General features: G+C 71.2%; 23 protein-coding genes and 1 pseudogene. 3 read left to right on the forward strand and 21 right to left on the reverse strand.

What is annotated here, in order from left to right; all coding sequences use genetic code 11:
- Positions 1–3: 3 nt before the first annotated feature.
- From ACWEPL_RS51150 to ACWEPL_RS51190, 9 genes and pseudogenes are all read right to left on the reverse strand, one after another.
- Positions 4–759, reverse strand: a complete 756-nt coding sequence (locus ACWEPL_RS51150; RefSeq protein ID WP_452440666.1) for a DUF427 domain-containing protein — start codon at positions 757–759, stop codon at positions 4–6.
- 1 nt (position 760) lies between these two features.
- Positions 761–1,786: a 2-oxoglutarate and iron-dependent oxygenase domain-containing protein gene (locus ACWEPL_RS51155; RefSeq protein WP_452440693.1), complete on the reverse strand. Its 1,026-nt coding sequence runs from the start codon at positions 1,784–1,786 to the stop codon at positions 761–763.
- On the reverse strand, positions 1,783–1,941 hold the full coding sequence (locus tag ACWEPL_RS51160; protein ID WP_452440695.1) for a hypothetical protein: 159 nt from the start codon (positions 1,939–1,941) through the stop codon (positions 1,783–1,785). The genes ACWEPL_RS51155 and ACWEPL_RS51160 overlap by 4 nt, the downstream gene beginning before the upstream one ends.
- 67 nt (positions 1,942–2,008) lie before the next feature.
- Positions 2,009–2,455, reverse strand: a pseudogene (locus ACWEPL_RS51165) (alpha/beta fold hydrolase); the annotation flags it as partial.
- Positions 2,456–2,477: 22 nt separating this feature from the next.
- Positions 2,478–4,472: a dipeptide ABC transporter ATP-binding protein gene (locus ACWEPL_RS51170; RefSeq protein ID WP_452440667.1), complete on the reverse strand. Its 1,995-nt coding sequence runs from the start codon at positions 4,470–4,472 to the stop codon at positions 2,478–2,480.
- Complete coding sequence (locus ACWEPL_RS51175) at positions 4,469–5,302, reverse strand: ABC transporter permease (protein WP_452440668.1); 834 nt, start codon at positions 5,300–5,302, stop codon at positions 4,469–4,471. The genes ACWEPL_RS51170 and ACWEPL_RS51175 overlap by 4 nt, the downstream gene beginning before the upstream one ends.
- Complete coding sequence (locus ACWEPL_RS51180; RefSeq protein WP_452440669.1) at positions 5,299–6,249, reverse strand: ABC transporter permease; 951 nt, start codon at positions 6,247–6,249, stop codon at positions 5,299–5,301. Before ACWEPL_RS51180 ends, ACWEPL_RS51175 begins: the two co-directional genes overlap by 4 nt.
- Positions 6,249–7,904, reverse strand: a complete 1,656-nt coding sequence (locus ACWEPL_RS51185; RefSeq protein WP_452440670.1) for an ABC transporter substrate-binding protein — start codon at positions 7,902–7,904, stop codon at positions 6,249–6,251. Before ACWEPL_RS51185 ends, ACWEPL_RS51180 begins: the two co-directional genes overlap by 1 nt.
- Positions 7,905–8,327: 423 nt before the next feature.
- Positions 8,328–8,822, reverse strand: coding sequence for a beta-class carbonic anhydrase (locus ACWEPL_RS51190; protein ID WP_363985569.1), 495 nt, complete (start codon positions 8,820–8,822; stop codon positions 8,328–8,330).
- 126 nt (positions 8,823–8,948) lie between these two features.
- On the opposite strand from ACWEPL_RS51190, the gene ACWEPL_RS51195 reads away from it, so the two are divergent.
- Together ACWEPL_RS51195 and ACWEPL_RS51200 are read left to right on the forward strand one after the other, a co-directional pair.
- Positions 8,949–9,437 (forward strand): MarR family winged helix-turn-helix transcriptional regulator, encoded by a 489-nt coding sequence (locus ACWEPL_RS51195; RefSeq protein ID WP_452440672.1) that lies wholly within the window; start codon positions 8,949–8,951, stop codon positions 9,435–9,437.
- A gap of 83 nt (positions 9,438–9,520) precedes the next feature.
- Entirely contained in the window at positions 9,521–10,339 is an 819-nt protein-coding gene (locus tag ACWEPL_RS51200; RefSeq protein ID WP_452440673.1) for an SDR family NAD(P)-dependent oxidoreductase, read from the forward strand.
- On the opposite strand, the gene ACWEPL_RS51205 is transcribed toward ACWEPL_RS51200, so the two are convergent.
- The 12 genes from ACWEPL_RS51205 to ACWEPL_RS51260 all read right to left on the reverse strand — a co-directional run bounded on the left by ACWEPL_RS51205 (position 10,314) and on the right by ACWEPL_RS51260 (position 23,041).
- A complete protein-coding gene (locus ACWEPL_RS51205; RefSeq protein WP_452440674.1) occupies positions 10,314–10,643 on the reverse strand; it encodes a hypothetical protein in 330 nt (109 codons plus the stop codon). The two genes, ACWEPL_RS51200 and ACWEPL_RS51205, sit on opposite strands and share 26 nt — an antisense overlap.
- 157 nt (positions 10,644–10,800) lie before the next feature.
- A complete protein-coding gene (locus tag ACWEPL_RS51210; RefSeq protein WP_452440675.1) occupies positions 10,801–11,268 on the reverse strand; it encodes a GNAT family N-acetyltransferase in 468 nt (155 codons plus the stop codon).
- 39 nt (positions 11,269–11,307) lie between these two features.
- Entirely contained in the window at positions 11,308–12,357 is a 1,050-nt protein-coding gene (locus ACWEPL_RS51215) for an LLM class flavin-dependent oxidoreductase (RefSeq protein WP_452440676.1), read from the reverse strand.
- A gap of 1 nt (position 12,358) precedes the next feature.
- A complete protein-coding gene (locus ACWEPL_RS51220; protein WP_452440677.1) occupies positions 12,359–13,378 on the reverse strand; it encodes an aldo/keto reductase in 1,020 nt (339 codons plus the stop codon).
- On the reverse strand, positions 13,375–14,409 hold the full coding sequence (locus ACWEPL_RS51225; RefSeq protein ID WP_363985555.1) for an aldo/keto reductase: 1,035 nt from the start codon (positions 14,407–14,409) through the stop codon (positions 13,375–13,377). The genes ACWEPL_RS51220 and ACWEPL_RS51225 overlap by 4 nt, the downstream gene beginning before the upstream one ends.
- Positions 14,410–14,420: 11 nt before the next feature.
- The gene (locus ACWEPL_RS51230) at positions 14,421–15,614 is read right to left on the reverse strand and encodes an acyl-CoA dehydrogenase family protein (RefSeq protein WP_452440678.1); all 1,194 of its coding nucleotides are present in this window, start codon (positions 15,612–15,614) and stop codon (positions 14,421–14,423) included.
- A complete protein-coding gene (locus tag ACWEPL_RS51235; RefSeq protein ID WP_452440679.1) occupies positions 15,611–16,573 on the reverse strand; it encodes a hypothetical protein in 963 nt (320 codons plus the stop codon). Before ACWEPL_RS51235 ends, ACWEPL_RS51230 begins: the two co-directional genes overlap by 4 nt.
- Before the next feature lie 7 nt (positions 16,574–16,580).
- Complete coding sequence (locus ACWEPL_RS51240) at positions 16,581–17,834, reverse strand: LLM class flavin-dependent oxidoreductase (protein ID WP_452440680.1); 1,254 nt, start codon at positions 17,832–17,834, stop codon at positions 16,581–16,583.
- Between the two features lie 9 nt (positions 17,835–17,843).
- Positions 17,844–19,499, reverse strand: coding sequence for a dipeptide ABC transporter ATP-binding protein (locus ACWEPL_RS51245; protein WP_452440681.1), 1,656 nt, complete (start codon positions 19,497–19,499; stop codon positions 17,844–17,846).
- Positions 19,496–20,371 (reverse strand): ABC transporter permease, encoded by an 876-nt coding sequence (locus tag ACWEPL_RS51250; protein ID WP_452440682.1) that lies wholly within the window; start codon positions 20,369–20,371, stop codon positions 19,496–19,498. The genes ACWEPL_RS51245 and ACWEPL_RS51250 overlap by 4 nt, the downstream gene beginning before the upstream one ends.
- Positions 20,372–20,384: 13 nt before the next feature.
- Entirely contained in the window at positions 20,385–21,329 is a 945-nt protein-coding gene (locus ACWEPL_RS51255) for an ABC transporter permease (protein ID WP_452440684.1), read from the reverse strand.
- Positions 21,326–23,041: an ABC transporter substrate-binding protein gene (locus ACWEPL_RS51260; protein WP_452440685.1), complete on the reverse strand. Its 1,716-nt coding sequence runs from the start codon at positions 23,039–23,041 to the stop codon at positions 21,326–21,328. The genes ACWEPL_RS51255 and ACWEPL_RS51260 overlap by 4 nt, the downstream gene beginning before the upstream one ends.
- Positions 23,042–23,255: 214 nt before the next feature.
- Here ACWEPL_RS51260 and ACWEPL_RS51265 point away from each other — a divergent pair.
- Positions 23,256–23,474: LLM class flavin-dependent oxidoreductase (locus tag ACWEPL_RS51265; protein ID WP_452440686.1), on the forward strand; the 219-nt coding region annotated here is incomplete at its 3' end.

Below are 23,474 nucleotides of genomic sequence, written 5' to 3' on the forward strand. Positions count from 1 at the left end.
TCCTCATGGGAGATCCGCAGGGCGGCTCGTCAGTCCTGCGCTGAAGAAGGTGACGGGACGTTCCTGCGCGACGCCGTCGACGACGATGTCCACTGCCTCGTTGTAGAAGGCCACGTGCCCCTTGATCGGCGCGGCGGCTGGGATGGGGTCGGGGTAGGCCCAGGCGACGTCGGGCGGCGCGCCTCCGCCCTTGAGCGACCAGTAGGAGGCCGCCCCCTTGTACGGGCAGCGGGTGTGCGTCTCGGTCGGCTCCAGCAGGTCGAACCGCACGTCATCCGGCGGGATGTAGTAGCGGGTCGGCAGACCTGTCTCGAACAGCAGCACAGCGTGACGGGTGTCCGCGACCACCTGCCCGCCGATCTCGACGACGACATGCCGGGAGCTGGGGATCGGGTCCACCCGCTTGTACGGGTCGCGCGGGTGCACGAAGATCTCCTCTTCCTCCTCGTACCAGTGGTCGAGCACGACGTCCGGATGCCGGAACCACGCGAACACGATGTGGTCGGGAAGCTCCGGATACCGCCAGGCGGCGTCGCGTACGAGCGCGTCCCCGACCGCGAGGTCGTAGCGGACGCCCGGCGGCTCCCCGACGTCGCGAAGCAGGTCGGTACGCACGTCACGAGCGGGGAAGGCGTACCCGGGCACCGGCCGGCCCGGCTCCCACACGAGCACGGGGGCGCGGCTGTCCACGACGACGACGCCGTCGCGCAGACCGCGCACCCAGCGCTCGCTCGGCTCCCAGCGGAAGTCTCCAGGCATGTCAGGTCTCCGCCAGCTCGGCCACATACGGGCGGCCCTCGCGCCACGCCGCGACCTGGTCCGGCCGCCCGAACACCTCCAGATACTCCTCGACCTGCCGCTTGGCCTGGTCCCACAGCAGCACGGGCTCGTAGTCGGAGCCCTCGGGGCCGACGAACGGGGCCAGCGGCTCGATCACGGTGTCCAGGCTGGGGTGCCAGAACACGCCGGTCGAACGCCTGGTGACCGAACCACCCGCGACCACCCGGTGCGTACCCGCGGACAGGCGGCCGTTCGTCCACTTGGTGAGTATGTGACCGGAGAACACCTGCAGGGCGCCGGGCACGATGGGGACCGGGATCCACTCGCCGTCGGGGCCGCGGCCCTGCAACCCGGCGTAGTCGCCGCGCTGGTGCAGCACCGTGAGCGCGGAGCCGTCGGCGTGCTCCAGCAGGAGCAGCTTGTCCTGGTCGGTGTCGCCGCCGTCGTCATAGGTCCAGGTCGGGTAGTCGTTGACGACGAAACTGGTGTAGTAGGGGCGTCCGGAGGTCGGGAAGGTGTCGGCGGGGACGCCGAGCAGGCGCGCGTACAGGGTGAGCACCTTCTCGGCCACGCCGACCGAGGCGTCGTGGTAGCGCGCGGCCAGGTCCTTCAGGCCCGGCTCCTGCAGGGGCCAGACGTTGGGGTGGGCGTAGAGCTGCGCGTGCTCGTCGCCGAGCCCGGCCGCTTTCGCCTCCTCGACGCTGCCGAACTGGCCGATGATGAAGCGTTCCAGCTCCAGGCGGCCGAAGTCGTCCGGCCACTGCCGCCAGCCGCGGTAAGGGTGGCCGGTGGGGCTGGCCAGCTCGGCCTTATCCTCGCGGGGCAAGGCCAGAACGCGGCCGATGGAGTCGTGGAAGCCGTCGATGAGCTCGTCGGGCACTCCGTGGTTGGTCACCTGGATGATCCCGATCTGCTCGGCCGCTTCGCGGGCGGCGTCGAGCAGTTCGGGCGGGGCGTCGTCGCTGAGGGCGAGTTCGAGGTCGATGAGGGGGATCTGGGCGGTCATGAGCTGCTCCTCGTGGTCGGGCCGGTCAGCAGGAGGTCGGCGAGCCGGGCGGGCGTGAGCCCGGCCGCGGTGGGTGGTGGTCCGTCGGGAGCGGGGCTGTGTCCCTCCGAGGCGACGAGCCGGGCGGACGGCACGCGCTCGCTCAGCTCGGCCACGGCGGCGTCGCTCAGGCCGCCGCGGACGACGGTGACGGGCGCTCCCCCGGCGGCGAGCCGGGCGAGCCCTTGCCAGAGGTACTCGGCGTCGTCCGAGGGAGCGGGATGCCCCGGGGAGGGTTCCGATGAGAATGAGGGCGGGGACGAGGTGCGGGTGCCGGGCGGCCAGCGCGGCGGCGGCGAACGCGCCTAGTCCGGTCCCGGCCACTGCCTTGGCCTTCGGGGCGAACGATCTGATCGCCTCAGCGATGGGCGGCACCAGTTTGCGGGGCGCGTAGACGGCGGTATGGCGGCTGGAGCGACCGTGGCCCGGCAGGTCGAGGGCCAGCGCGGGACGGCCTAGCCCGGCCAGCGGGCCGTCCCAGTCGCGGGCGCTGCCGCCGGCGGCGTGCAGCAGGACGACTTCCGGCGGTCCCGACCCCCAGGCGACGCCGCTCACGTGGTCGCCGGTGGAGACGGTGACCCATCGGCGCTGCACGGGGCCGGGCAGACCGGCGAACTCGTGGTCGGACATGGTGCTTCCTCCCGGAGAGCGGTTATGGTGACGTGCTGTTCCCGGCTCGACGTGGGAGCCGCTCGGGATCGAGGTGACAGCGGACGACGTGCCCCTGTCCGAGGTCGCGCGCCGGTGGCGCGCTCGTGTCGCACAGTCCGCCGACGCGGCTGGGGCAGGTGCCGGCGAACGGGCATCCGGTGCCACTCACCCGGCCCGGAGGTCCGGGCCGGCGGCTGCCGACGAGCAGCGCCGTGTAGGGGTGGTGCGGGCCGTGCAGGACCTGCCCGGCCGGTCCCTGCTCGACGATCCGGCCCTGGTACATCACCGCGATCCGGTCGGCGAGGTAGCCGACGACGGCCAGGTCGTGCGAGATGAACAGGTACGACGTGCCGCCGGCCCGCTGCCGGTCGTCGAGCAGCCGCAGCACGCCGGCCTGCACGCTGACGTCCAGGGCGGACACGGGCTCGTCGCACACCACCAGGTCGGGTTCGCCGGCGAAGGCGCGGGCGATGGCGGCCCGCTGGCGCTGGCCGCCGGACAGGCGGTCGGGGCGGGCGTCAAGGATGTACGCGTCGAGGCCCGCCTCCCTCGCCAGGTCCGCCGGGTCTCGCGTGCCGCCGAGGCTGCGGGCCGCCTTGGCCAGGATGACGCGGACGGTGTGGCTCGGGTTGAGGGAGGCGTAGGGGTTCTGGAAGACCATCTGTACGGCGCGCCGCTGCCCGGGGTCCCGGCGGGTCACCGAGGGGTGGAGGGGACGTCCGTGCAACGTGATCGTCCCCGGCCCGCGTCCTGCCAGCCCGGCGACCGCCCTGGCGAGCGTGGTCTTGCCGCTGCCCGACTCGCCGACCAGCCCGACGACCTCACCCCTCCGGATCACCAGATCGGCACCGTCCACGGCCACGGTCCTGCCGTACCGGCGCGTCAGTCCCCGGATCTCCAGCAGCGGCCCGCTCTCCGGCACGGCGGGCTCCGTCTCCATAGGTTCCGTCTCCGTAGGTTCCGTCTCCGCGGGCTGCCTTTGCGGAAGCTGCGGTCGCGGTTCCGGTCGCCGGGCCTGGCCCGGGTGGTGGCAGCTCACCTGGTGGAGAGCCGCCACGCCCGAGGCGACGGGCGGCACAGGCACACCGGCCACCGCCACCGCGGACGGTGCCGGAGCGGTGGAGTGGCACAACGCGGCCGCCCGGGGGCAGCGGGGGGCGAACGAGCAGCCCGCGAGCTCCTCTCCCGGGACGGGCGGATGGCCGGGGATGGGGGTCAGCGGGTGGGTGCGCCGGGTACGGCCCAGCCGGGGCGTACCGGCCAGCAGCGCCGCCGGGTACGGGTGCGCGGGCTCCCGGAGGACCGCCCCTGCCGGTCCCTCCTCAACCAGGCGGCCCGCGTACAGGACCCCGACGCGGTCGCACAGCCGTCCGACGAGATCCAGGTCGTGGCTGATCAGCACCACCGCCGCGGCGAGCTCGACCCGCAGCTCGCCGATCAGCTCCAGGATCTCCCGCTCGACCGTCGCGTCCAGCCCAGTCGTCGGCTCGTCGAGGACGAGCAGCCGGGGGCGGGCGGCGAGGGCCGCGGCGATGACCACCCGCTGCTGCTGCCCGCCCGACAACTGGTGCGGATACCGGCGGGCGATCGCGCGGGGATCAGGCAGGCGCACCCGTTCCAGCAATTCGGGGACCTCCCGGCGGTCGCGACCGCGCGCCCGCAGCGCCTGGGTGAGCTGCGTGCCCACCCGCATGGTCGGGTCGAGCGAGGCGCTCGCCTCCTGGTGCACGACGGCCAGCGCCGCCGCCCGCCAGCGCCGCAGGCCCGCGGGCGGCAGCCCGAGCACGTCCACGCCGTCCACGACGATCCGGCCCGAGGTGATCGCTCCGCCACGCGCGACCTGGCCTCCGAGCGCCCGGCCCACGGTCGTCTTGCCGCACCCCGACTCCCCCACGAGCCCGTACGTCTGACCGGGCGCCACCGTGAATGACACCCCGCGCACCGCCGCCTTCCCCGCGTAGGCGACGGACAGATCCTCGATCCTGAGCCCGGTCATGACGCCTCCCAGCGCCCGCGTAGCGCGTCCGTGACCAGCGCGATCCCGACCACGAGTGAGGCGATGGCCATTGCGGGCCCGAGCACCGTCCACGGCGCGAGCTGCAGCCACAGTCGGTTGTCCGACACCGACGCCCCCCAGTCGGGCGAGCCCGGCGGCTGTCCGAGACCGAGGAACGACAGCGTGGCCGCGGCGAAGATCGCGTCGCCGAAGCGGGACGTGGCCTCCACGAGCACCGTCGGGGCGACGTTCGGCAGGATCTCGCGCACCGTCAGGCCCCAGGACCGCTCGCCGCGCAGCCGGGCCGCCTCCACGTAGGACTTCTCCCGCTCCACCAGCGTGGCGGCGCGCACGCTGCGCGCCACGATCGGCACGAACGACGCGGCGATGACCAGCACCATGACCGTGACCGACCGCCCGGCCAGCGCCACGACCAGCACGGTCGCGATGATCGAGGGGAACACGACGACGGCGTCGAGGAACCGCATGACGATCTCGTCCACCAACCCGCCGTAGGTGCCGGCCGCCAGCCCCACCAGGGTCCCGGCCACGACCGCCAGCGCGGTCGCCGCCGGCGCCACCAGGAGCACCGGTCTGGCGCCCGCGAGCAGCCGCGAGAAGGTGTCCCTGCCGAACTGGTCGGTGCCCAGCCAGTGCGCGCCCCCCGGCGGCAGGAAGCGGGCGGCCGGGTCCTGCAGGTCCGGCTCGTACGGCACGAGCTGTGGCCAGAGCACCGCCACGACCGCCCATGCGAGGACGATCGCCGCGCCGATGCCCAGAGCGGCCTGGTGCCGGTGCCGCCGCGCGAACGGCAGTGCGATGGCCGTCACGACGCCGCCCCCAGCCGGATTCGCGGATCGAGCAGCCGGTACGCCACATCGGCGGCGAGCACGATCAGCATGTACAGCAGCCCCAGCACCATGGCCGTGGCCTGCAGCGTCGGCAGGTCCTTGTCGACCGCCGACGACAGCAGCAGCGCCCCGATCCCGGGATGGTTGAACAGCAGCTCAACCGTGACCAGCCCGCCGAGCAGGAACTGCAGCTGCACGCCGAGCGCGCTGGTGGCCGGGATGGTGGAGTTGCGCAGCACGTGCCGCCGCACCACCTGCCACCGGGTGAGGCCGCGCAGTTCGGCGGCCCCCGCGTACGCGCTCCCGATAGCGGCCACGGCGCCGGCGCGGACGTGCCGGGCGACGTATCCGGTGCACAGCAGCACCAGTGAGAGCGCGGGCAGCGCCAGATGGCCCAGCCGGACGAGCAGGGAGGAGCCGTCCGGCGCCTGCGCCGAGGAGGGGAACCAACGCAGCCGCACCGCGAAGACCACCAGCAGTACCACCCCGGTCACGAACTCGGGCGTCGCGCCGAGCGCCAGCCCGGTCACGCTCACCAGCCGGTCCACGGGCCGGTCGTGGTTGACGCCCGCGACCAGCCCGAGCCCGACCGCGACCGGCACGAGCAGGGCGAACGCCAGCGCCGCCAGCAGCATCGAGGCCGCGAGGCGGTCGAGCACGAGGTCGCGGACCGGCACGCCGAGCGTGTAGGACTGGCCCCAGCGGCCAGTGAGGAAGCCGCCCAGCCAGTCCGCGTACCGCTCGGGCAGGGGGCGGTCCAGGCCGAGCTGGGAGCGCAGGCGGGCGACGGACCCGGCGCTCGCCTCGCGGCCCAGGATGGTGCGGGCGACGTCGCCAGGCACCAGCTCGGTCGTGACGAACACCAGAACCGACACCCCGAGCAGGGTCAGCGGCACGGCCACCAGCCGGCGCAGCAGGAAGCCCATCACACGACCTGCGAGACCGAGCTGAAGTCGACGTAGCTGGAGGGGTGGGCCTGGATGCCGGTGAACTTCCTGCCGTTGTAGGCGCGGACGGTCCCGCTCCACACGGCCACGATCACCGGGATGTCCTGGTGCAGGGCCTTGGCGATGATCTCGGCCTGGACCGCCCGTTCGCCGGGGGTCTGGGCGGCGTCGTAGGCGTCGGCGGCCGCATCGAGGGCGGGGTTGGCGTACTTGGAGCCGTTCCACACGCCGCCGCCCTTGACCATGGGGATGATGAACTGGCTGGGGGTGGCGCGGCCGGCCCAGCCGACGAGGTTCGCGGTGGAGAACAGCCAGGGGGTGTCCTTCTCCTGGTCGCCCCCGTAGAAGTCGGCCGAGGTGCGCTGGTCCAGCTCGACCTGGATGCCGGCCTGCTTGAGCTGGTTCTGGACGGTGAGCGCGTAGTCCTTGCTGGGCGGGTCGTACGTCAGGGTGAACTTCAGCGGCTGCCCGCCGAGCAGCTCGGCGACCTTGGCCGGGTCCTTGGCGCGCTGGGCGATGCCGTCCGGCGCGGCCGGGAACAGCGGGGCGAACAGGTGGTCGTTGCCCAGAGCCCCGATGCCGTCGTAGACGGTGGCGTTCACGCCGGGCCGGTCCAGCGCGTACGCGACCGCCTGCCGCGCCTCCTTGCGGTCGAACGGCGGCCGGTCCGTGCGCAGCGTGAACGCGGTCAGACCGGTGCCCTGGACCTGGTCCACGGTGATGTCACCGAGCCCCTTGAGCGGGCCGACGAGCTGCGGGCGGCTGAGGATCTGCGCATCGATCTCACCGCTCTGCAGCGCCAGCAGGTCAGCCTGGTCGTCGGCGTAGAAGGTGATCTTCACTCCGTCGAGGTACGGTTTACCCGGCTCCCAGTACTTCGGGTTGCGGGTGAACGTGGCCCCCGACGACGCGTCGTACGACTCCAGCAGGAACGGCCCGGTGCCGATCGGCTTCTTCGTGAAGTCGCCCGCGTAGTCCTTCTTCAGGATCACCGCGTTGTAGTTGCCCGCCGAAACCAGATACGGGAAGTCGGAGAAGGCCCGTTCGAGCGTGAAGACGACCGTGGCGGCGTCGCGCACGCTCACCCCGCCCTTCGCCAGCACCGTGTCGAAGGCGGACAGCGCGGCGGACTTGGACTTCGGGTCGAGCAGCCGGTCGAAGCTCGCCTTGACGGTCTCCGCGTCGAGCGGCGTGCCGTCGGAGAAGGTGACGCCTTTGCGCAACGTGAACGCCCACCGCTTGCCACCGTCCTCGGACTCCCACTTCTCGGCCAGCCGCGGCTTCAGCGTGAAATCCCGGTCGAGCCAGATCAGGTAGTCGGCGACGAGCTGGACGATGGCGATGGCCGAGCCGTCGTACATGGTGACGGGGTCCACGGCGGTCGGCGGTGGAGGGGAGCCCGCGCGCAGGGTCCCGCCGCGTCGGGGTGGCGCGGACGCCGCGGCGTTGGCGTCCGCGCCGGACTGAAGAGCCCCGCTGTCCGCGCCGGTCAGCGGAGCCCCGCCGCCTGCGCCACAGGCGGCCAGCAAGAGCGAGAGGGCTCCCCCTCCTGTCCCGGCGAGCAGGACCCGCCTGGTCAAATCGGTGGCCCCCGGAAGGGCGGGCCGGTTGAAGGGATGGGGGAATTCCCTCATGGGTGCTCCTTCATGGCGAACTCTAACCCACTATTCAGGTAGGAATACTCGGATGTCAACCCATCGAGACGTCATAGTGGCGGCTGTACAGCGGACCCGGTCGGCCACCTCGGAGAGACGGAGCTGGACCCCTGGCCAGCGCGGCACGATCCCCATCGAGCGGCGCCGGCAAGCTCGCCGCCATCGCCCGGTGGCGGGAGCAGGCCACGGCGGAGAACCTGTCGATCCTGCAGTTCGCCCGCCGGATCGCGCCAGCGCGCCTTCGACGGCGCTGCGTCGCACATCGCCGACGAATGGGTGCGGCACTTAGGCAGCCCCGATCGAGCACGGCGATCTCATCGTGCAGAGTGGCGGCCACGGCCGGGCCGTGCCGTGCGCTCGAATACGTTCACCGACCGGGGCTGGAGCTCATGGCGGGTGCGGCTACGGCTTGACCTCGCTGAGCCGCCCGGTCCTGACGTCGTAGACGAACCCCCGGATCGCGTCCTTGTGCGGGATGAACGGGTCCGCCCGGATGCGCCGGACGGACTGGATCACGTCCTCCTCCAGGTCGGTGAACGCCTCGGCGGCCCAGTCGGGCTTGATGCCGACGTCGTCGTAGACGTCCCGCTTGAAGCCGTCGTCGGTGAAGGTGAGCATGCCGCAGTCGGTGTGATGGATCAGGACAATCTCGCGAGTGCCCAGCAGCCGCTGGCTGATGGCCAGACTGCGGCGCTCACCCGCCGTGATGACGCCGCCCGCGTTGCGGATGACGTGAGCGTCCCCTTCTCCCAGACCGAGCAGGCCGTAGACGTTGAGCCGCGCGTCCATGCAGGCCACCACGGCGACCCGTTTGGCAGGCGGCAGGGCCAGCGCCCCATGCCGGAAGGACTCGGCATAGCGCTCGGCGTTGGCGACCAGCTCGTCGGTGATGCTCATCGGGCCTCCCTCTACCGGTCCTCTTACCCTTACCCGCAATTCCGATATGGTCAACAGGGATTTCCGTCGGAGGCCTCGCTCCCCATGCGCCGGGACCGCTGCCGTAAGGTGGCGCTCTACGATGGCATGGTGAGTCATTCCGACCGGGCGGCACTGGCTCGACTCGAGGTAGCGGTGTCGGCCGTCGTGCGGTGGAGTGAGAGCAAGCACGTCAAGGCCGAGGTGGCGCGTCGCTCGGGGTGCGATCTGCCCGGCAGCGAGCTGCGCCTGCTGGAGCACTTCGACGTCGCCGAGCCCATGCGCGTCTCCGACATCGCCGAGTGCCTGCACATCGACATGTCGACGGTCTCGCTGCAGCTACGCCGGCTCCGCACCGACGGCCTCGTCGTACGAATACCGGATCCGCACGACCGCAGGGTCACCCTCATCGCCATCACCGACGCGGGCCGCGCCACCGTGGCCCAGGTCCGCACCACGCGGCGCGACCTGCTCCAGGACATCCTCTCCGGCACCGACCCGGCCGAGCTCGACCGAGCCGCCGATGTCCTGCTGCGGGTCCAGGAGCACATGCTCGACGGCATGCGCACCACGCCTGGTCTCACCGATCCTCACTGACCCCGGCCGAACCCGAGCCGCTTGTGGTGCCGCCACTCCCAGTGCTTTGATTTCTCAAAGTAAATATATGGAGGTGGGGGATAATGTCCGCAGCAGTGATCACCGGCGGGAACGACGGCATCGGCAGGGCACTGGCCGACACCTATCTGGAGCGCGGATACCAGGTCCTCGTCATCGGCCGCGACCGCGGGAAGGGCCAGGCCTTCCTCGACGCCGCCACCGGCCACGGGGCGGGCGGCCGCGCCCGCTTCCTGCGAGCGGACCTGAGTCTCGTCACCGAGAACGAACGTGCCCTCGCCTGGATCACCCGGACCTACCCGAGCATCGACGTCCTCGTACTCGGCGCGCGGTACCACCGCTCGAACCGCGTGGAGACCGCGGAGGGATTCGAGAGCAACTTCGCGCTCTACTACCTCAGCCGGTTCCTGCTCAGCCACGGCCTGGTCGGGCCACTGAGCCGGGCACCGCACCCGATCATCCTCAACTTCGGCGGAGCCGGCCAAACCGGCCCCGTACGCTGGGACGACCTGCAACTGCGGCGCGACTACCCGGGGACCGGCGCACTGGGCCACAGCGCGAAACTGTGCGACCTGCTCGGCGTCAGCTTCGCCCGGATCCACCACGACACACCCATCCGATACGTGCTCAACCATCCCGGCGTCGTCACCACCAGCTTCGCCGGCGAATACGACCAGGCAACCGCAGCCCAGATAGAACGCCTGAGAACCATCGGCAAGACCACCGCACAGGCGGTCGCACAGATCCTGCCCTACCTCGACAATCCGCCCGCACGACTGACCGCGGTCCTGGAAGGCGAACGCGTTCCCACCGACACCGGCGCCTTCGACCCTGCGGAGGCGACCCGCCTGCACGAGATCACCCAAAAGCTCCTCGCAGGATAATCGAGTTGCCGCTCAGTCCGCGGCTGTCCGCGCCGCCGGCGGCAGCGGCGGGGGACCCGGCGGCGACCAGCCCGGCGATCGGTGACACCTTGCGCCGAGCGATCAGCCACCTGCCCTCGAAGCGTCCGAAGTCGTCCTCGACCAGGCCGATCGTCGTCCAGTCCGCCGGGCGGAGGTCACCTTGAGAGGCCTGCGCCATCTGGAGGATGCCGCCCGCCACTCCGGCCGCCTCCGCCGGCGCGTGCTGGAGCACCGACGCCTGGAGAGGCGAGATGACCAGCCCCGCGGCGGCGCTCTGGCACATGGCGCACACCGCCAGCAGCACGGGCAGGCGGCCCGGGGAGCGAACAGCCCGGCGAGACCGCTCGCGAGCATGGCGCAGGCCGACAGCGCGAGCCCTGCCGAGACCGTGTGGCGGCCGAAGCGCCGTGCCACCCGCCAGGCCAGCGCGGAGCTCGCCGTCATCGCCGCGGCCGCGGGCAGCGTGACGCGGGCGGGAAGATCGGGATGCGAGTGTAGCCCTCCCGCTCGTACAGGCGGATCGCGTCGGGCTGCCGGTCCCCCGTCTGCAGGATGACGCGTCGCGCGCCCAACTCGCGCGCGGCCTCCTCGGCCGCCGCGAGCAAGAACCGCGCCACCCCGCTCCCCCGGAGCGACGGCGCCACGTACATCCGCTTGAGCTCGACCTCCTCGCCGAGGCGGCGCAGCAGCACATGCCCGACAGGTCGCCTGGCGTCGAAGGCGACGCCGGTGAACAACACGGACTCCGCCCGCACGGCCATCCCGGCGGGAAGGCGGCCGGGGTCGGCCGCCGGCCTGTCGGCGTAGCGCCGGCCCATCTCCTCCCGCATGGCCGCGCGCAGCTCCCCGGCCGCCGGATGGTCATAAGGCAGGGTTCGGACGGTGAACGTGGCGTTGTCAATGGTCATGCGTCCCCTCCCGTACTCGTTCGCCGGCCAACCGCCGGATCATGGCGCGGGACGCCAGCCGAGCAGGGGCGCCAGCTCCTGGGCGCCGGCGGCGAGCAGCCGGACGTGTTCGTCGAACTCGGGCACACCAGGGACGAAGCTCACCAGCAGGTCGGTGATCTCCCGCAACGCGGGATCGGCGGCCAGCTCGGCCGCGAGATCCTCCGGCGGTCCAAGGAGAGCGCGGTCGGCCTCCAGGTACTCCTCGACGCTCAGGCCCGCGACCTCACGCTTGGAGGACAGCCAGTTCTGCCAACGACGGGCGCCGGGCGTGACCAATCGGATCGCTTCAGCCCGGTCGGGGTGGGGGTAGACGGCTCGGGAGACCTGTACCCGGGGCCGACGACCGGACTCCCCCCATGCCGCGCGGTAGGCCGCGATCCACTCGGCCTGCCGCTGCTGAGCCTCACGCACGGTGCTGCCACGCCAGCCGGTGGCGCGCGAGAGCTGCAGCCCGTCACCGGCGCGGGCGGCGGCGGCCGCCGCCGCATGGGCCAGCGCCGGGTCGCCGGTGGTGGCCTGCCACAGCCGCTGCCGTACACCGGCCCCGGGCGGGTGGAGCACCTCGCCGAGGCTGTTGAGCGCCACCCCCTCCAGCACCTCGTGGAGCCGCTCCACCGAGGCGTCGAAGAGCTTGTGCCGGTCGGCCAGGTCCTTCCCGAACGCCTCCCACGCTCCGGGGAAGGGACCCGATCCCACCCCGAGCTCGAGCCGGCCGCCGCTGAGCTCGTCGAGCGTCGCGGCGTCCTCAGCGATCTTGAGGGGATCCTCCAGCGGAAGCACCAGCACGCCGGTGCCCAGCCGGATCCGCGTGGTGTGCTCGGCGATCGCGGCGAGCACGACCAGCGGCGCGGAGACGTGCTCGTTGCCCTGCCGGAAGTGCCGGTGGATGACCCATCCGGAGTCGTAGCCCAGCTCCTCCGCGGCCACGAACAGGTCGATCGCCTCCCGGTAGGCCCGGGCCGGCGGCACGTCGCTGTCGAGGTGCAGCAGGAAGCCCAGGCGGAACGGCCGGCCGTCCTCGACGCCGGTCCCTATCAGGTCAGCCATGTCAGAGCTTCACCCCGGTCCCGTGCACGCCGTGTTCGTCGATCAACGTCAGCTCCTCCTCCGTCAGCGGCGGGAAGTCGAGCGCCTTGACGTTGTGATCCAGTTGCCAGGTCGAGCTGGCTCCGATGAGTGCCGAGGTCACCTGCGGCTGCCGCAGCACCCACTGCAGCGCCAGCTGCGCCAGCGACTGGCCGCGCCGCTCGGCGATCCGGTTGAGCGCGGTGGCCCGCTGCCGGTAGGTGTCGTCGATGACGTCGGGCGAGAGGAAGGTGCTGTTCCCCGCACGCGCTCCCGCCGGAACGCCGTCGAGGTACTTGCCCGTGAGGAGCCCTTGCGCCAACGGCGAGTAGACGACCAGGCCGAACCCATCCTCGGCGGCCAGTTTGAGAAGGCCGTTGAACTCGGGCCGGCGGTCGAAGATCGAGTACCGCGGCTGGTGGACCAACAGCGGCACTCCCGCCTGTCGCAGCAGTTCGGCCGCGTCGTGTGCCCGCTCGGGGGCGTAGTTGGAAATGCCGGCGTACAGCGCCTTGCCCTGCTCCACGGCGCTGACGAGGGCGCCGACGGTCTCCTCCAGCGGCGTGGACAGGTCGGGGCTGTGGCTGTAGAAGACGTCGACGTAGTCGGTGCCCAGGTCGCGCAGGCTGTGCTCCAGCGAGGCGAGCAGCGACTTGCGCGAGCCGCCCTTGAAGTAGGGGCTGGGGCCGATGGGGTTGCCGGCCTTGGTCGACAGGATCAGCTCGTCACGGTACGGGGCCAGGTCCCGCTTGAGCACCTCCCCGAAGAGCTGCTGCGCGGCGCGGTGCGGCGGGCCGTACCGGTCGGCGTTGTCGAAGTGGGTGATGCCCAGGTCGAAGGCGTGCAGCACAATTTCGCGCTGGGTCTCGTAGGGGTGGTCGGTGCCGAAGTTCTGCCACAGGCCGAAGGAGAAGGCCGGAAGGTCGAGACCGGAGTTCCCCGCGCGCCGGTACTCCAGCTTCTCGTAGCGGTCCTCGCTCGCGGTGTAGGTTTCGCGGCTCATGAGCGGATCCTCCGTCGGAGGGCGGCCGGCTGGAGGGACGGGGTGTCACGGCCGGTGTCGCGCTCGAGGAAGTGGGTGCCCGGGTCGACGATCTCGTCGATGCGGTCCAGGATGTCGTCGCCGAGCTCGACGTCGGCCGCTTTGAGGTAGCTCTCCAGGTGGTCGAGCGTGCGCGGGCCGATGATCACGCTGCTGACCGCCGGGTGGTTGAGCGCGAACGCCAGGGCCAGGTCGACCAGCGTCAGGCCGTTGTCCTCCGCGAGGCGGGCCAGCGCGTCGGCGGCGGCCAGCTTGCGCCGGTTGCGCTCGAGTCCGATGTCGAACCGGCCGGGGATGAGGTCGGCGCGTGCCGACTCCGGCTGTTCGCCGTCGATCCGGTACTTTCCGGACAGCCAGCCGGCGGCCAGCGGGCCGTAGGCGAGAATGCCGACGCCGTGCTTCCGCGCCACGGGGAAGACCTCCCGTTCGGCACTGCGGACGAGGAGGGAGTACGGCAGCTGCTCGGTGTGCGGGGCGATGAGCCCGTGCTTCTCGGCCAGCCAGTGTGCCTCGACGAGCTGGTGCGCGGGGAAGACCGAGGTGCCGTAGTAGAGAATCTTGCCCTGGCGGATCAGGTCGTTGAGTGTTTGCAGCGTCTCCAGCAGGTCGGTGTGCGGGTCCGGCCGGTGCGCCTGATAGAGGTCGATGTGGTCGGTGCCGAGCCGGCGCAGGCTGTCCTCCACGGCGCGGGCGATCCAGCGGCGCGAGTTGCCGGCGTGCTGGGGGTTGTCACCGATCTGTCCGTGGAACTTGGTGGCCAGGAAGACGTCGTCGCGGCGGCCCTTGATCGCCTTGGCGACGATCTCCTCCGACACGCCCTGGGCATAGACATCGGCGGTGTCGAGAACCGTGATGCCGGCGTCGAGGGCAGCATGGATGATCTTGATGCTCTCACCCTCCTCCTGCCACCGGCCGAAGTTCATGGTGCCGAGCGTCAGAGGAGTGACCAGGACGCCCGTGCGGCCGAGTGTCCGGCCGGCCTTGATGGTCATCGGATTCCTTTCTAGAACAGGCCGGTGGTCGGCGGGTCCTCGCCGGTCAGGTGGTACGCACCCGCCACCGCCGCTTTCCACTGCCTGGGGTTGTGGTTGGCGACCGTGCGGGCATTGCGCCAGTGCCGGTCGAAGCCGAGGTCACGGTTGGTGATCGAGCCGCCCGCGACGTCGAAGAGCAGTTCGGCGGCGCGCAGCGCGGAGTCGATGGCGATCACGCCGGTCTGTGCCACGGTGACCGCGGCCTCAGCGCCGGCGGCACGCGCCCGCGGGCCGGTCAGGCCACGCACGCCCTCCAGCACTTCGGCGGCGACCAGGACCGCCGACCGGGCGGCCAGGGCCCGGGCGCCGATCTCCCCCACGGTCTCGCGCACGTACGGGTCCTCCACGCTTTTGCCCGCCGTGCTGTGCTTGATCGGCCGGGCCTTCTCACGGACGAACCAGATCGCGTCGTCGAGCGCCGCGGCGGCGATGCCGGCCTCGACCGCCGCCAGGTAGAGCTGGGCGAACGAGCCCTGCCACGGGTTGTCCAGCCGGGCGTTGTCGCGGGCCACGACCTCGTGCCCGTGGGCACGCACGTTCTTCAGCCGCGTGGTGCCGCTCGCGGTCAGCCGCTGGCCGACCGCGTCGAAGTCGTCGAGCCGCTCCACGCCCTCGCGGTCAACCGGAACCGTGAAGCTCAGCACGGTCCCGTCCTCGTCCCTGGCCAGGCCCGAGAACCACGACGCGTACAGGCCGCCGGTCGAGTAGTACTTCTCGCCGTCGATGACGTACCCGTCGCCGTCACGCCGGATGGTGGTGTTGACGGATCCGTTGGCGCCGCCGGTGCGCTCGTTGGCGGTGCCGGCGAACAGGTCGCCGTCGAGCAGCCGCCGCAGGGTCACCGCCCGGTTGGGCAGATCACGCCGGCTCGCCACCTGGTTGGCGGTGAGGAAACTGCTGCGCAGCGCCTGTGCCACGTTGGAGTCGGCTCGGGCGATGGCGATGATCAGGTCGATCACGTCCCGCAGCGTGCCGCCGGCGCCGCCGTCGTCCTCGGCGATGCCGATCAGCGTGATCCGCTGCTCGGCGAGCGCGCGGACGTCGTCGAACGCGTACTCGCGGGCGAGCTCCCGCGCATGTGCCCCGGCGCGCAGGCGTGCCAGGACCGGGGAGACCGCGGCGCGGATTCCTTGGACCGCGTAGATCACAGGGCTGTCGATCATGCCGCCACCGCCACGAGCTCGGGCAGGCCCAGCGCGGCCCGCAGGGTGGGAGGCGCCGACACGGGCCTCGGCACCAGCGCCCGCAGGGCGGCGATCACCGCTGTGGCGCCGCCCGTGGGCACCAGCTCGAATCCGTCCAGCCGGTGCTCCTCGGCCCAGGCGCGAAGATCGTCACCGGTGGCCGGGCCCTTGAGCCCGAGCTCGACCCGGCCGAGCAGCGCGACGTCCTTTCGGGAACGACCGGCTCGCCGCAGCGCCTCCGTCAGCGCGGCGTCCGCATCGGCCACCTGCTCCCGATCCACCACGACGACGTCCGCGGACTCCGCGACCGCCGTCGCGTCGAGGGTGCCCAGATCGGCGACGATGACCGGGCGGCCCTGCACCGACGACGGCCCGTCCAGCGGACCGGCGACACGGTAGAAGGCGCCCTCGTGGTCGATCGGCCTGATACGCGTGTCCTCGACGACGATGCCGGCTTCCTGATCGCCGATCAGCGCCGTACGCGGGAAGGACTCCCACAGCCGGGTCAGCAGGTGGGCGTACTCCGTCCAGCGCCGGGCCGGGTCGGTCGCACCGGGGTCCGGAGCGGTGGCCTGGCTCACCTCGTCGCCTCCGCCCGCGCGCAGAGCGACGCCTGACCGGCCGCCGGTGGCCCGGTCGAGGGAGAGCACCCGGCGGGCGAGGTTGTACGGCGCGTTGCGGGTCGTCGGGACCTCGGCGATGTAGCCGACGCCGCCATGGAGGCCGGCCAGGTAGGCGCCCACCACGGTCGGGTCGAGCGCCCGGCCGGCGGCCCCGCTGTCGTCGGGGCCGTCGATGAGCCGGATCGCCGCGACCCCGACCTCTTCGGCCACCGCCGCGATGACGGCGGCGTCGGAGAGCGACACCAGCGCCGGGCCGCCGGGCCGCCGGCCGGTCGGCTCCCCGACCGCGAGGGCGAGCTGGATGGCTGTACTCATGAGGAGATCACTTCCGATTGAGGGACAGGTCGCGGAGCGAGCCGGCGGTCCTCGGCCGGCCCCCGGACGGCACCGCGGGGAGACCGAGCCCGAGGTGGTCGCGCAGGGTCGTCCCGTCGTACTCGGTCCGGAACAGGCCACGGCGCCGCAGCTCGGGAATCACGTGGTCGGCGAAGTCATGGAAACCGGACGGCAGGACGTCGGGCATCACGTTGAAGCCGTCCGCCGCACCCGCACGGAACCAGCGCTCGATGTCGTCGGCGATCTGCTCCGGCGTCCCCACGACGATCCGGTGACCGCCGCCGCCGGAGAGCTTCTTCAGCAGCCCGCCGAGCGTCGGCTGCTCCCTGTCGATGATCGCCTTGACGACCCGGTAGAACGTCTGCGAACCACCGGCCTCGTCGGGGTCGACGAGCAGCTCGGCCGGGATCGGTTCGTCGTCGGACAGCCCGTCGAGGGAGATCCCGAGCTGACCGGCGAGCCGGCTGCGGGCATAGGCGTCGGGGAGGATCTCGTCCAGCAGCTCACGCCGGGCCCTGGCCTCGGCCTCGGTGCTGCCCACGACGGTGGACAGCCCGGGGAGGACCACGATCTCCTCGGGTCGCCGCCCGAACTCGACCGCGCCGCCGCGGATCTCGGCGCGGAACGCGCGGGCGTGGTCGAGGTCCTGGTCGGCGGAGAAGATCACCTCACCGACCCGCGAGGCGAGCCGGCGGCCGTCGCCGGAGCCGCCGGCCTGGACCACGACCGGCCGGCCCTGCGGCGAGACGAGCTCGGTCCGGGCGGCCCAGCCGGCGATCACCTGCTCGGTGAACTCCGCGGCGCGGCGGTAGCGCAGCGCGTGCTCGGGTTCGACGGCGCGCCCGAAGTTGCGCGCCGCCACCGGACCGGCGGTGGTCACCACGTTCCAGCCGAAGCGGCCACCGCTGACGTGGTCGAGGTCGCCGAGCCGGCGCGCCAGCTCGACCGGATCGTTGTAGGACGACGACAACGTCCCGATCAGGCCGATCCGCTCGGTCTGGGCGGCGATCCGCGCCAGTACCGTCGTCGGCTCCAGGTTGTTGGCGGTGCGGTGCCTGATGTTCGGGTCGAGCGACGGGCCGTCCGCCAGGAAGACCGCGTCGAGCTTGGCCTCCTCGGCCTTCTTCGCGATCGAGGTGTAGTGCTCGATCGTGTAGCCGGCGGTGCCGTCGGTGTTCGGGAACCGCCACGAGCCGCCGAAGACGCCCGCGTTGAGGATGTTGACGTTGATGTGCAGCACGATCGCTCCTTAACGTGCGACGGCGAGCCGGGCTCCCGGGATCGCCTCCAGCAGTTCCCGGGTGTGGTCGTGCTCGGGCGCGCGGAACACCTGCTCGACCGGGCCGGTTTCGACCACGGCGCCGTCCTTCATCACCGTGACGTCGTCGGCGATCAGCCGTACGACGCCGAGATCGTGCGTCACGAACACGTAGCTGAGCCCGAACCCGGCCTGCAGATCCACCAGCAGTTGCAGGATCTGGGCCTGGACCGACACGTCGAGCGCGCTCACCGCCTCGTCGAGCACCAGGATCCCGGGGTTGAGCGCGAGCGCCCGCGCGATCGCGACCCGCTGCCGCTGCCCGCCGGAGAGCCGGCCCGGGAGCCGGTCCAGGTAGCTCTCGTCCAGCGCCACCGCCTCCAGCAGCTCGACCACCCGGGCCCTGCCTGCGGCCAGGCCGAAGGCGCGCAGCGGCTCGGCGATGATCCTGCCGACCGTGAACCGCGGGTCGAGCGAGGTGAACGGGTTCTGGAACACGAACTGCAGGTCCCGGCGGATCTCCCGCAGCTGCCCGCGGCGCAGTCCGGTCAGCTCGCGGTCGCCGATGTGCACCGTGCCGCTGTCGGCTGGGGTGAAGCGGGCCAGGATGCTCGCCAGCGTCGACTTGCCCGCGCCGGATTCACCGACGATGGCGTGCGTGGTGCCCTTGCGCACGACCAGGCCGGCGCCGTCCAGCGCGCGCAGCTCGCGCCGCCGGCCGCGGCCGCGCAGGTGGTAGGTCTTGGTGAGCGCGTGCGCCTCCAACGCCACCGACGCGGTGCCAGGGATCGGCCGCGTGACCGCCCGTGTGCCCGACGTCGGCTCGAGCCGGCCGGCGTGCCGCGCGGGAGCGGCTTCGAGCAGCCGGCGGGTGTAGTCGTCGGCCGCGTTCTCCAGGACCTGGCGTACCGGGCCTTCCTCCACGATCTCGCCGTCCCGCATGACCAGGATCCGGTCGGAGCGGTCGAGCGCGACGCCGAGGTCATGGGTGACCAGGAGAATGCCGATGCCGAGCTCCTCGCGCAGCCGCACCAGGTGGTCGAGGATGACCTTCTGGACGGTGACGTCGAGCGCGCTCGTCGGCTCGTCGGCCACGATGATCTTCGGCTTGCCCGCCAGCGCGATCGCGATGAGAGCACGCTGCTTCATGCCGCCGCTGAGCTCGTGGGGGTACTGGTGGAACACCCGCTCAGCGTCCTTGAGACCTGCCGTGCGCAGGCTCTCCAGCGCGGCATCTTCGTGCTGCGCCGCGTTGCCGGCTTCGGGCTCGTTGAACCGGACCGCCTCGATCACCTGCTGCCCGATTTTCTTGACCGGGTTGAGCGAGGTGTTGGGGTCCTGCGGTATGAAGCCGACGTAGTTGCCCCGTACCAGCGCCATCCGCTGGTCGTTCCAGTCGGTGACGTCGACGCCGGAGTAGGCGATGGAGCCGGCCCGGATCCGCGCGGAGGCCGGAAGCAGGCCGAGCGCGCCCTGGACCAGGGTGGTCTTGCCGGAGCCGGACTCCCCCACGAGCGAGACGAACTCGCCGGGCCCCACGTGGAGGCCGACGCCGCGGACGGCGGGCGTCCACTGGCGGCGCCCCGTCCGATAGTCGATCGCAAGGCCGTTGATCCGCAGCAGCGGCTCCTTGGACGGGTCGGTCATCGGCGGTGCTCCTTCCGGTACGAGGTGCTGATGCGGTGAGTGGCGATGACGACGATCGCGAGCGCCACGCCGGGCATGATCGAGGCCCAGGGGTGGACCGCGACGTAGTCACGGCCCTCGGCCACCAGCAGGCCCCACTCCGGCTGCGGCGGCGGCGCGCCGTAACCGAGGAAGCCGAGCGAGGCGACGGCGAGCACGGCCGTTCCGACCTCCAGCGCGGCCAGCGCGATCACCGAACTGAGCGAGTTGGGCACGACGTGCCGGATCATCACGCCCAGCCGGCCGACGCCGAGGCCGTACGCCGCCTTGACGTAGTCCTGGGTCACGACCGCCAGCACCTGGGCTCTCATCACCCGCGCGAACGACGCGATGGAGGAGATGCCGACCGCCAGGGCGATGTTCTGCGTGGAGTAGCCCAGGACCGAGACCACCACCATCGCGAGCAGCAGGCTGGGGATCGCCAGGAACACGTCGACCACCCGCATGACAGCGGTGTCGACGACCCCTCCGAAGAAGCCGGCCACCAGCCCGGCGACCGTGCCGAGGCCGAAGGCGATGAGGACCGCCAGCAGGGTCGCGGTCAGCGTCGTGTGCGCGCCGTACACGCTGCGGGCGAACAGATCCCGGCCCAGCCGGTCCGTGCCGAACCAGTGCTCCGCGCTCGGCGGTGCGAAGTTCGCGGCGGTGTCGCCGTCGTAGGGGCCGTACGAGGTGAAAAGGCCGGGGGCGACGGCCCAGCCGATCACGACCAGCACGACGATCCACGAGGCGACGAGAATCGGCTGCCGCGCGAGCTCGCCGAGGCGCTTGACGAGCGGGCGGGCGAAGCCGGGCCGGCCACCCGCGCCGAGCGCGTCGAGTTCGACGGTCATCACGATTCTCCGTTCACGCGGCGGCGAGGGTGGCCCGCAGCCGCGGATCCAGCAGCGGGTAGATCAGGTCGACGATCAGGTTGATCAACGCGAAGCCGGCCGCCGTGAGCACGACGATTCCCTGCACCAGCGGGACGTCCAGCGTGTTGATCGCGGACTGCGTCAGCCGGCCGATGCCCTTGCGGGCGAAGACGGTCTCGGTGATGACAGAGCCGGCGATCAGGTTGCCGAACGTGACGCCGGCGATGGTGAGCGCCGGCAGGCCGGCGTTGCGGAAGACGTCGCGGATGATGATGCCGCCGCGGGTGGCGCCCTTCGCTCTGCTGGTCGTGACGTAGCCGGAGCGGAACTCGGTCGCGAAACTGCGGACGAGGAGCTGAGCGATCGGGCCTGACACCGGGATGGCCAGCGTGACCAGCGGCAGGACGACGCTCTTCGCGCCGCTGTCGCCGAAGGCCGGGAACCAGCCCAGCCGGAACGAGAAGATCTGCAGCACCAGGATGCCGGACAGGAAGACCGGCACCGACACCGCACCTGACGGCAGTGCCTCGACCAGATGACGCACCCATTCACGGCGGGTCCAGGTCGCGACGAGCGCGATCACGAAGGCGATGAGCAGTGCCAGCGCGAGGGCGCCGGACGCGAGGACGAGTGTGCTCGGCAGTGCGTCCAGGATCGTGGCGGCGACCGACCGCCCCGACTGCACCGAGTTGCCGAAGTCGCCGGTCAACGCGTGTCCGAGCCGGCCGAGGTACTGCAGGATCACCGGCTTGTCGAAGCCGTAGCCCGCCGCCACCTGCTCGCGGACCTCCGGCGGAATGCTGTTGATCTCGGCGGGGTCGAAGAGCAGGTCCACCGGGTCGGCCGGCAGCACGAACAGCAGGACGAAGGTCAGGGTGAACGCGGCCCAGACCACGAACAGGGCCCGGCCTGCCTTCAGAGCGAGATAGCGCGTCACTTCCCGTTGCTCTTCCACGCGTCCACGAAGTGGTTGCGGGACTGGGCGTCGAAGACGATCCCGTGCACGTAGTCCGCGTGGGCGATTACCTGCGACGGGTTGTAGACCGGGTTCACCAGCGCGTACTTGTCGAGCAGGAGGTCCTGCGCCGCCTTGGCGTACTGCGTGCGCGCGGCCGTGTCGAGCGTGGTGTCGAGCTTGCCCACGGTCTGCGTGACCTCGTCCAGGTCGATCCCGGTGGAGTCCTTCGTGAGATACGTGACGTTGCCGAGCTGCGGGCTGTACTGGAGGTTGAGGACCGCCGGGTCGTTGCGCGAGCGGTTGGACGCGGTGACGTTCCAGTCGGTCGTGGCCTTGGCCAGGGCGGCCGTGTAGTCGGGGATCGGGACGACCGTGAGCTGCAGGTCGACGCCGATCTTCTTCAGGTCCTGCTGGATCGACTCGTAAGCCGGCTTGTTCACCACCAGGTTGCTGATGCCGAGCAGCTTGACCACGAGCTTCTTGCCGTCCTTGACCCGGATCCCGTCCGGCCCCTCCTTCCAGCCGGCCTCTTCGAGGATCCGCCCCGCCTTGTCGGGGTCGTACTTCAGGACCGAGCCGCTGTAGTCCGCGTATCCGGGAACCGACGGCGCGAGGACGGAGGTCGCGATGGAGTAGGAGTCGGTGAGCACGGTCTTCTTGATCGCCTCACGGTCCCAGCCGAGCTGGATCGCCTTGCGCACCGCGACGTCGCTGGTCGGGAACAGCTGGGAGTTGAAGTTGAACAGGATGGCGGTGCCGGAGACGCCCCGGTAGATGATCTTGAAGCCTTGGCCGGCCAGCGACTTCTCGTCCGTGGTGCCCACGTCCAGCGTGGCGTCGATGGCGCCGGACGTCAGCGAGCCGGTCCGAACGCTGGCCTCCGGGATCGTGTTGAGCACGACCCTGTCCAGGTACGCCTCGCCCTGGTGCTTGAGCGCCGGCGGGGCCCAGTTGTAGCCCTTGCGCTTGACCAGGACGGTCTTGACCTGCGGCTCCCACGACTCGTACACGAACGGGCCGGTGCCGATCACCTTCTTGGGGTCCGTCCGCTCCTGCGCGCTGAGCTTCAGCGTCGAGAGCGACAGGAAACCGGGCTGCGCGTTGGCGGTGAAGGACGAGGCCTGCAGAAAGCTCGCGAGCGGCTTCTTGAAGCGGACGACGGCGGTGTACGGGTCAGGGGTCCGCGTGTCGATGTACCCGGACAGCAGGGCGGCGCCGTTGGGGAGGATGTCCAGCTTCTGGTCGCCGTGCACGTACTGGTCGAAGTTGGCCTTGACCGCCTCGGCGTCGAACGGGGTCCCGTCGCTGAACGTGACGTCCTTGCGCAGGTGGAACGTGAACTCGGTCAGGTCATTGTTGTACTCCCACGACTTCGCCAGCCACGGCGTGATCTGGCCCGTCTTCGGGTCCTGCCAGGTCAGCTTGTCGGTGATGTTGTTGCCGATGAGCGACTCGGCATAGTTCGTACCCCATTGCGGGTCCGGGCTGCGCTGGTAGTCGATCAGTGCGAACTGCAGCGTGCCACCGCGAACGGGTGTCCCGTTGCCGACGGCCTTGGCGCTGGAGCCGTCGCCCCGGGTGAGGGCGAAACCCGTCCCGGTGATGAGGAGGACGGCGACGGCGCCGGCGACCCAGGGCCACTTCTTGCGCTTCGGCGCGGCGCGCTCGATGGAACTGCGAAGGTCTGACATGAACTTTCCTCGTTGCTTGATGGGCACTCACATGCGGACGGGTGCGACAGCCAGTCAGCGCTGACACAGCGCGCCGGCGAAGAAAGCGAAGTCAATCTCGCGCCTGGAGTATCGAAGCAACCTGAACGCAATCTACACTTTACCTACATGAAGACTAGGTTTTTTACGTGATCCGAGTCACACCGCACGCCGAGCAGAACAGGAAGATCCACCGATGAGCCTTCAGTTCCTCTGGTACATCCCGAACCAGGCCCAGCCGGGGCATCGCGGCGACGACGTGGTCGCGGACCACAACAGCCTGGAGACCCTCAGCGGCCACGCCAGGGCCGTCGAGGAGTACGGGTGGAGCGGGGCGCTCATCGGCGCCGGCTGGGGGCGGCCCGACACCTTCACGGTCGCCGCCGCGCTGGCCGCGCGGACGACGACGTTCCAG

Source organism: Nonomuraea sp. NPDC004186 (genome assembly GCF_053603495.1).

What these genes read in the sequence shown, in the direction of transcription:
- ACWEPL_RS51150 (WP_452440666.1), bottom strand. Translation starts at nt 759, where the DNA reads ATGCCTGGAGACTTCCGCTGGGAGCCGAGCGAGCGCTGGGTGCGCGGT.
- ACWEPL_RS51155 (WP_452440693.1), bottom strand. Translation starts at nt 1,786, where the DNA reads ATGACCGCCCAGATCCCCCTCATCGACCTCGAACTCGCCCTCAGCGAC.
- ACWEPL_RS51170 (WP_452440667.1), bottom strand. Translation starts at nt 4,472, where the DNA reads ATGACCGGGCTCAGGATCGAGGATCTGTCCGTCGCCTACGCGGGGAAG.
- ACWEPL_RS51180 (WP_452440669.1), bottom strand. Translation starts at nt 6,249, where the DNA reads ATGGGCTTCCTGCTGCGCCGGCTGGTGGCCGTGCCGCTGACCCTGCTC.
- ACWEPL_RS51185 (WP_452440670.1), bottom strand. Translation starts at nt 7,904, where the DNA reads ATGAGGGAATTCCCCCATCCCTTCAACCGGCCCGCCCTTCCGGGGGCC.
- ACWEPL_RS51190 (WP_363985569.1), bottom strand. Translation starts at nt 8,822, where the DNA reads ATGAGCATCACCGACGAGCTGGTCGCCAACGCCGAGCGCTATGCCGAG.
- ACWEPL_RS51195 (WP_452440672.1), top strand. Translation starts at nt 8,949, where the DNA reads ATGGTGAGTCATTCCGACCGGGCGGCACTGGCTCGACTCGAGGTAGCG.
- ACWEPL_RS51200 (WP_452440673.1), top strand. Translation starts at nt 9,521, where the DNA reads ATGTCCGCAGCAGTGATCACCGGCGGGAACGACGGCATCGGCAGGGCA.
- ACWEPL_RS51205 (WP_452440674.1), bottom strand. Translation starts at nt 10,643, where the DNA reads ATGTGCCAGAGCGCCGCCGCGGGGCTGGTCATCTCGCCTCTCCAGGCG.
- ACWEPL_RS51210 (WP_452440675.1), bottom strand. Translation starts at nt 11,268, where the DNA reads ATGACCATTGACAACGCCACGTTCACCGTCCGAACCCTGCCTTATGAC.
- ACWEPL_RS51215 (WP_452440676.1), bottom strand. Translation starts at nt 12,357, where the DNA reads ATGGCTGACCTGATAGGGACCGGCGTCGAGGACGGCCGGCCGTTCCGC.
- ACWEPL_RS51220 (WP_452440677.1), bottom strand. Translation starts at nt 13,378, where the DNA reads ATGAGCCGCGAAACCTACACCGCGAGCGAGGACCGCTACGAGAAGCTG.
- ACWEPL_RS51225 (WP_363985555.1), bottom strand. Translation starts at nt 14,409, where the DNA reads ATGACCATCAAGGCCGGCCGGACACTCGGCCGCACGGGCGTCCTGGTC.
- ACWEPL_RS51230 (WP_452440678.1), bottom strand. Translation starts at nt 15,614, where the DNA reads ATGATCGACAGCCCTGTGATCTACGCGGTCCAAGGAATCCGCGCCGCG.
- ACWEPL_RS51235 (WP_452440679.1), bottom strand. Translation starts at nt 16,573, where the DNA reads ATGAGTACAGCCATCCAGCTCGCCCTCGCGGTCGGGGAGCCGACCGGC.
- ACWEPL_RS51245 (WP_452440681.1), bottom strand. Translation starts at nt 19,499, where the DNA reads ATGACCGACCCGTCCAAGGAGCCGCTGCTGCGGATCAACGGCCTTGCG.
- ACWEPL_RS51250 (WP_452440682.1), bottom strand. Translation starts at nt 20,371, where the DNA reads ATGACCGTCGAACTCGACGCGCTCGGCGCGGGTGGCCGGCCCGGCTTC.
- ACWEPL_RS51260 (WP_452440685.1), bottom strand. Translation starts at nt 23,041, where the DNA reads ATGTCAGACCTTCGCAGTTCCATCGAGCGCGCCGCGCCGAAGCGCAAG.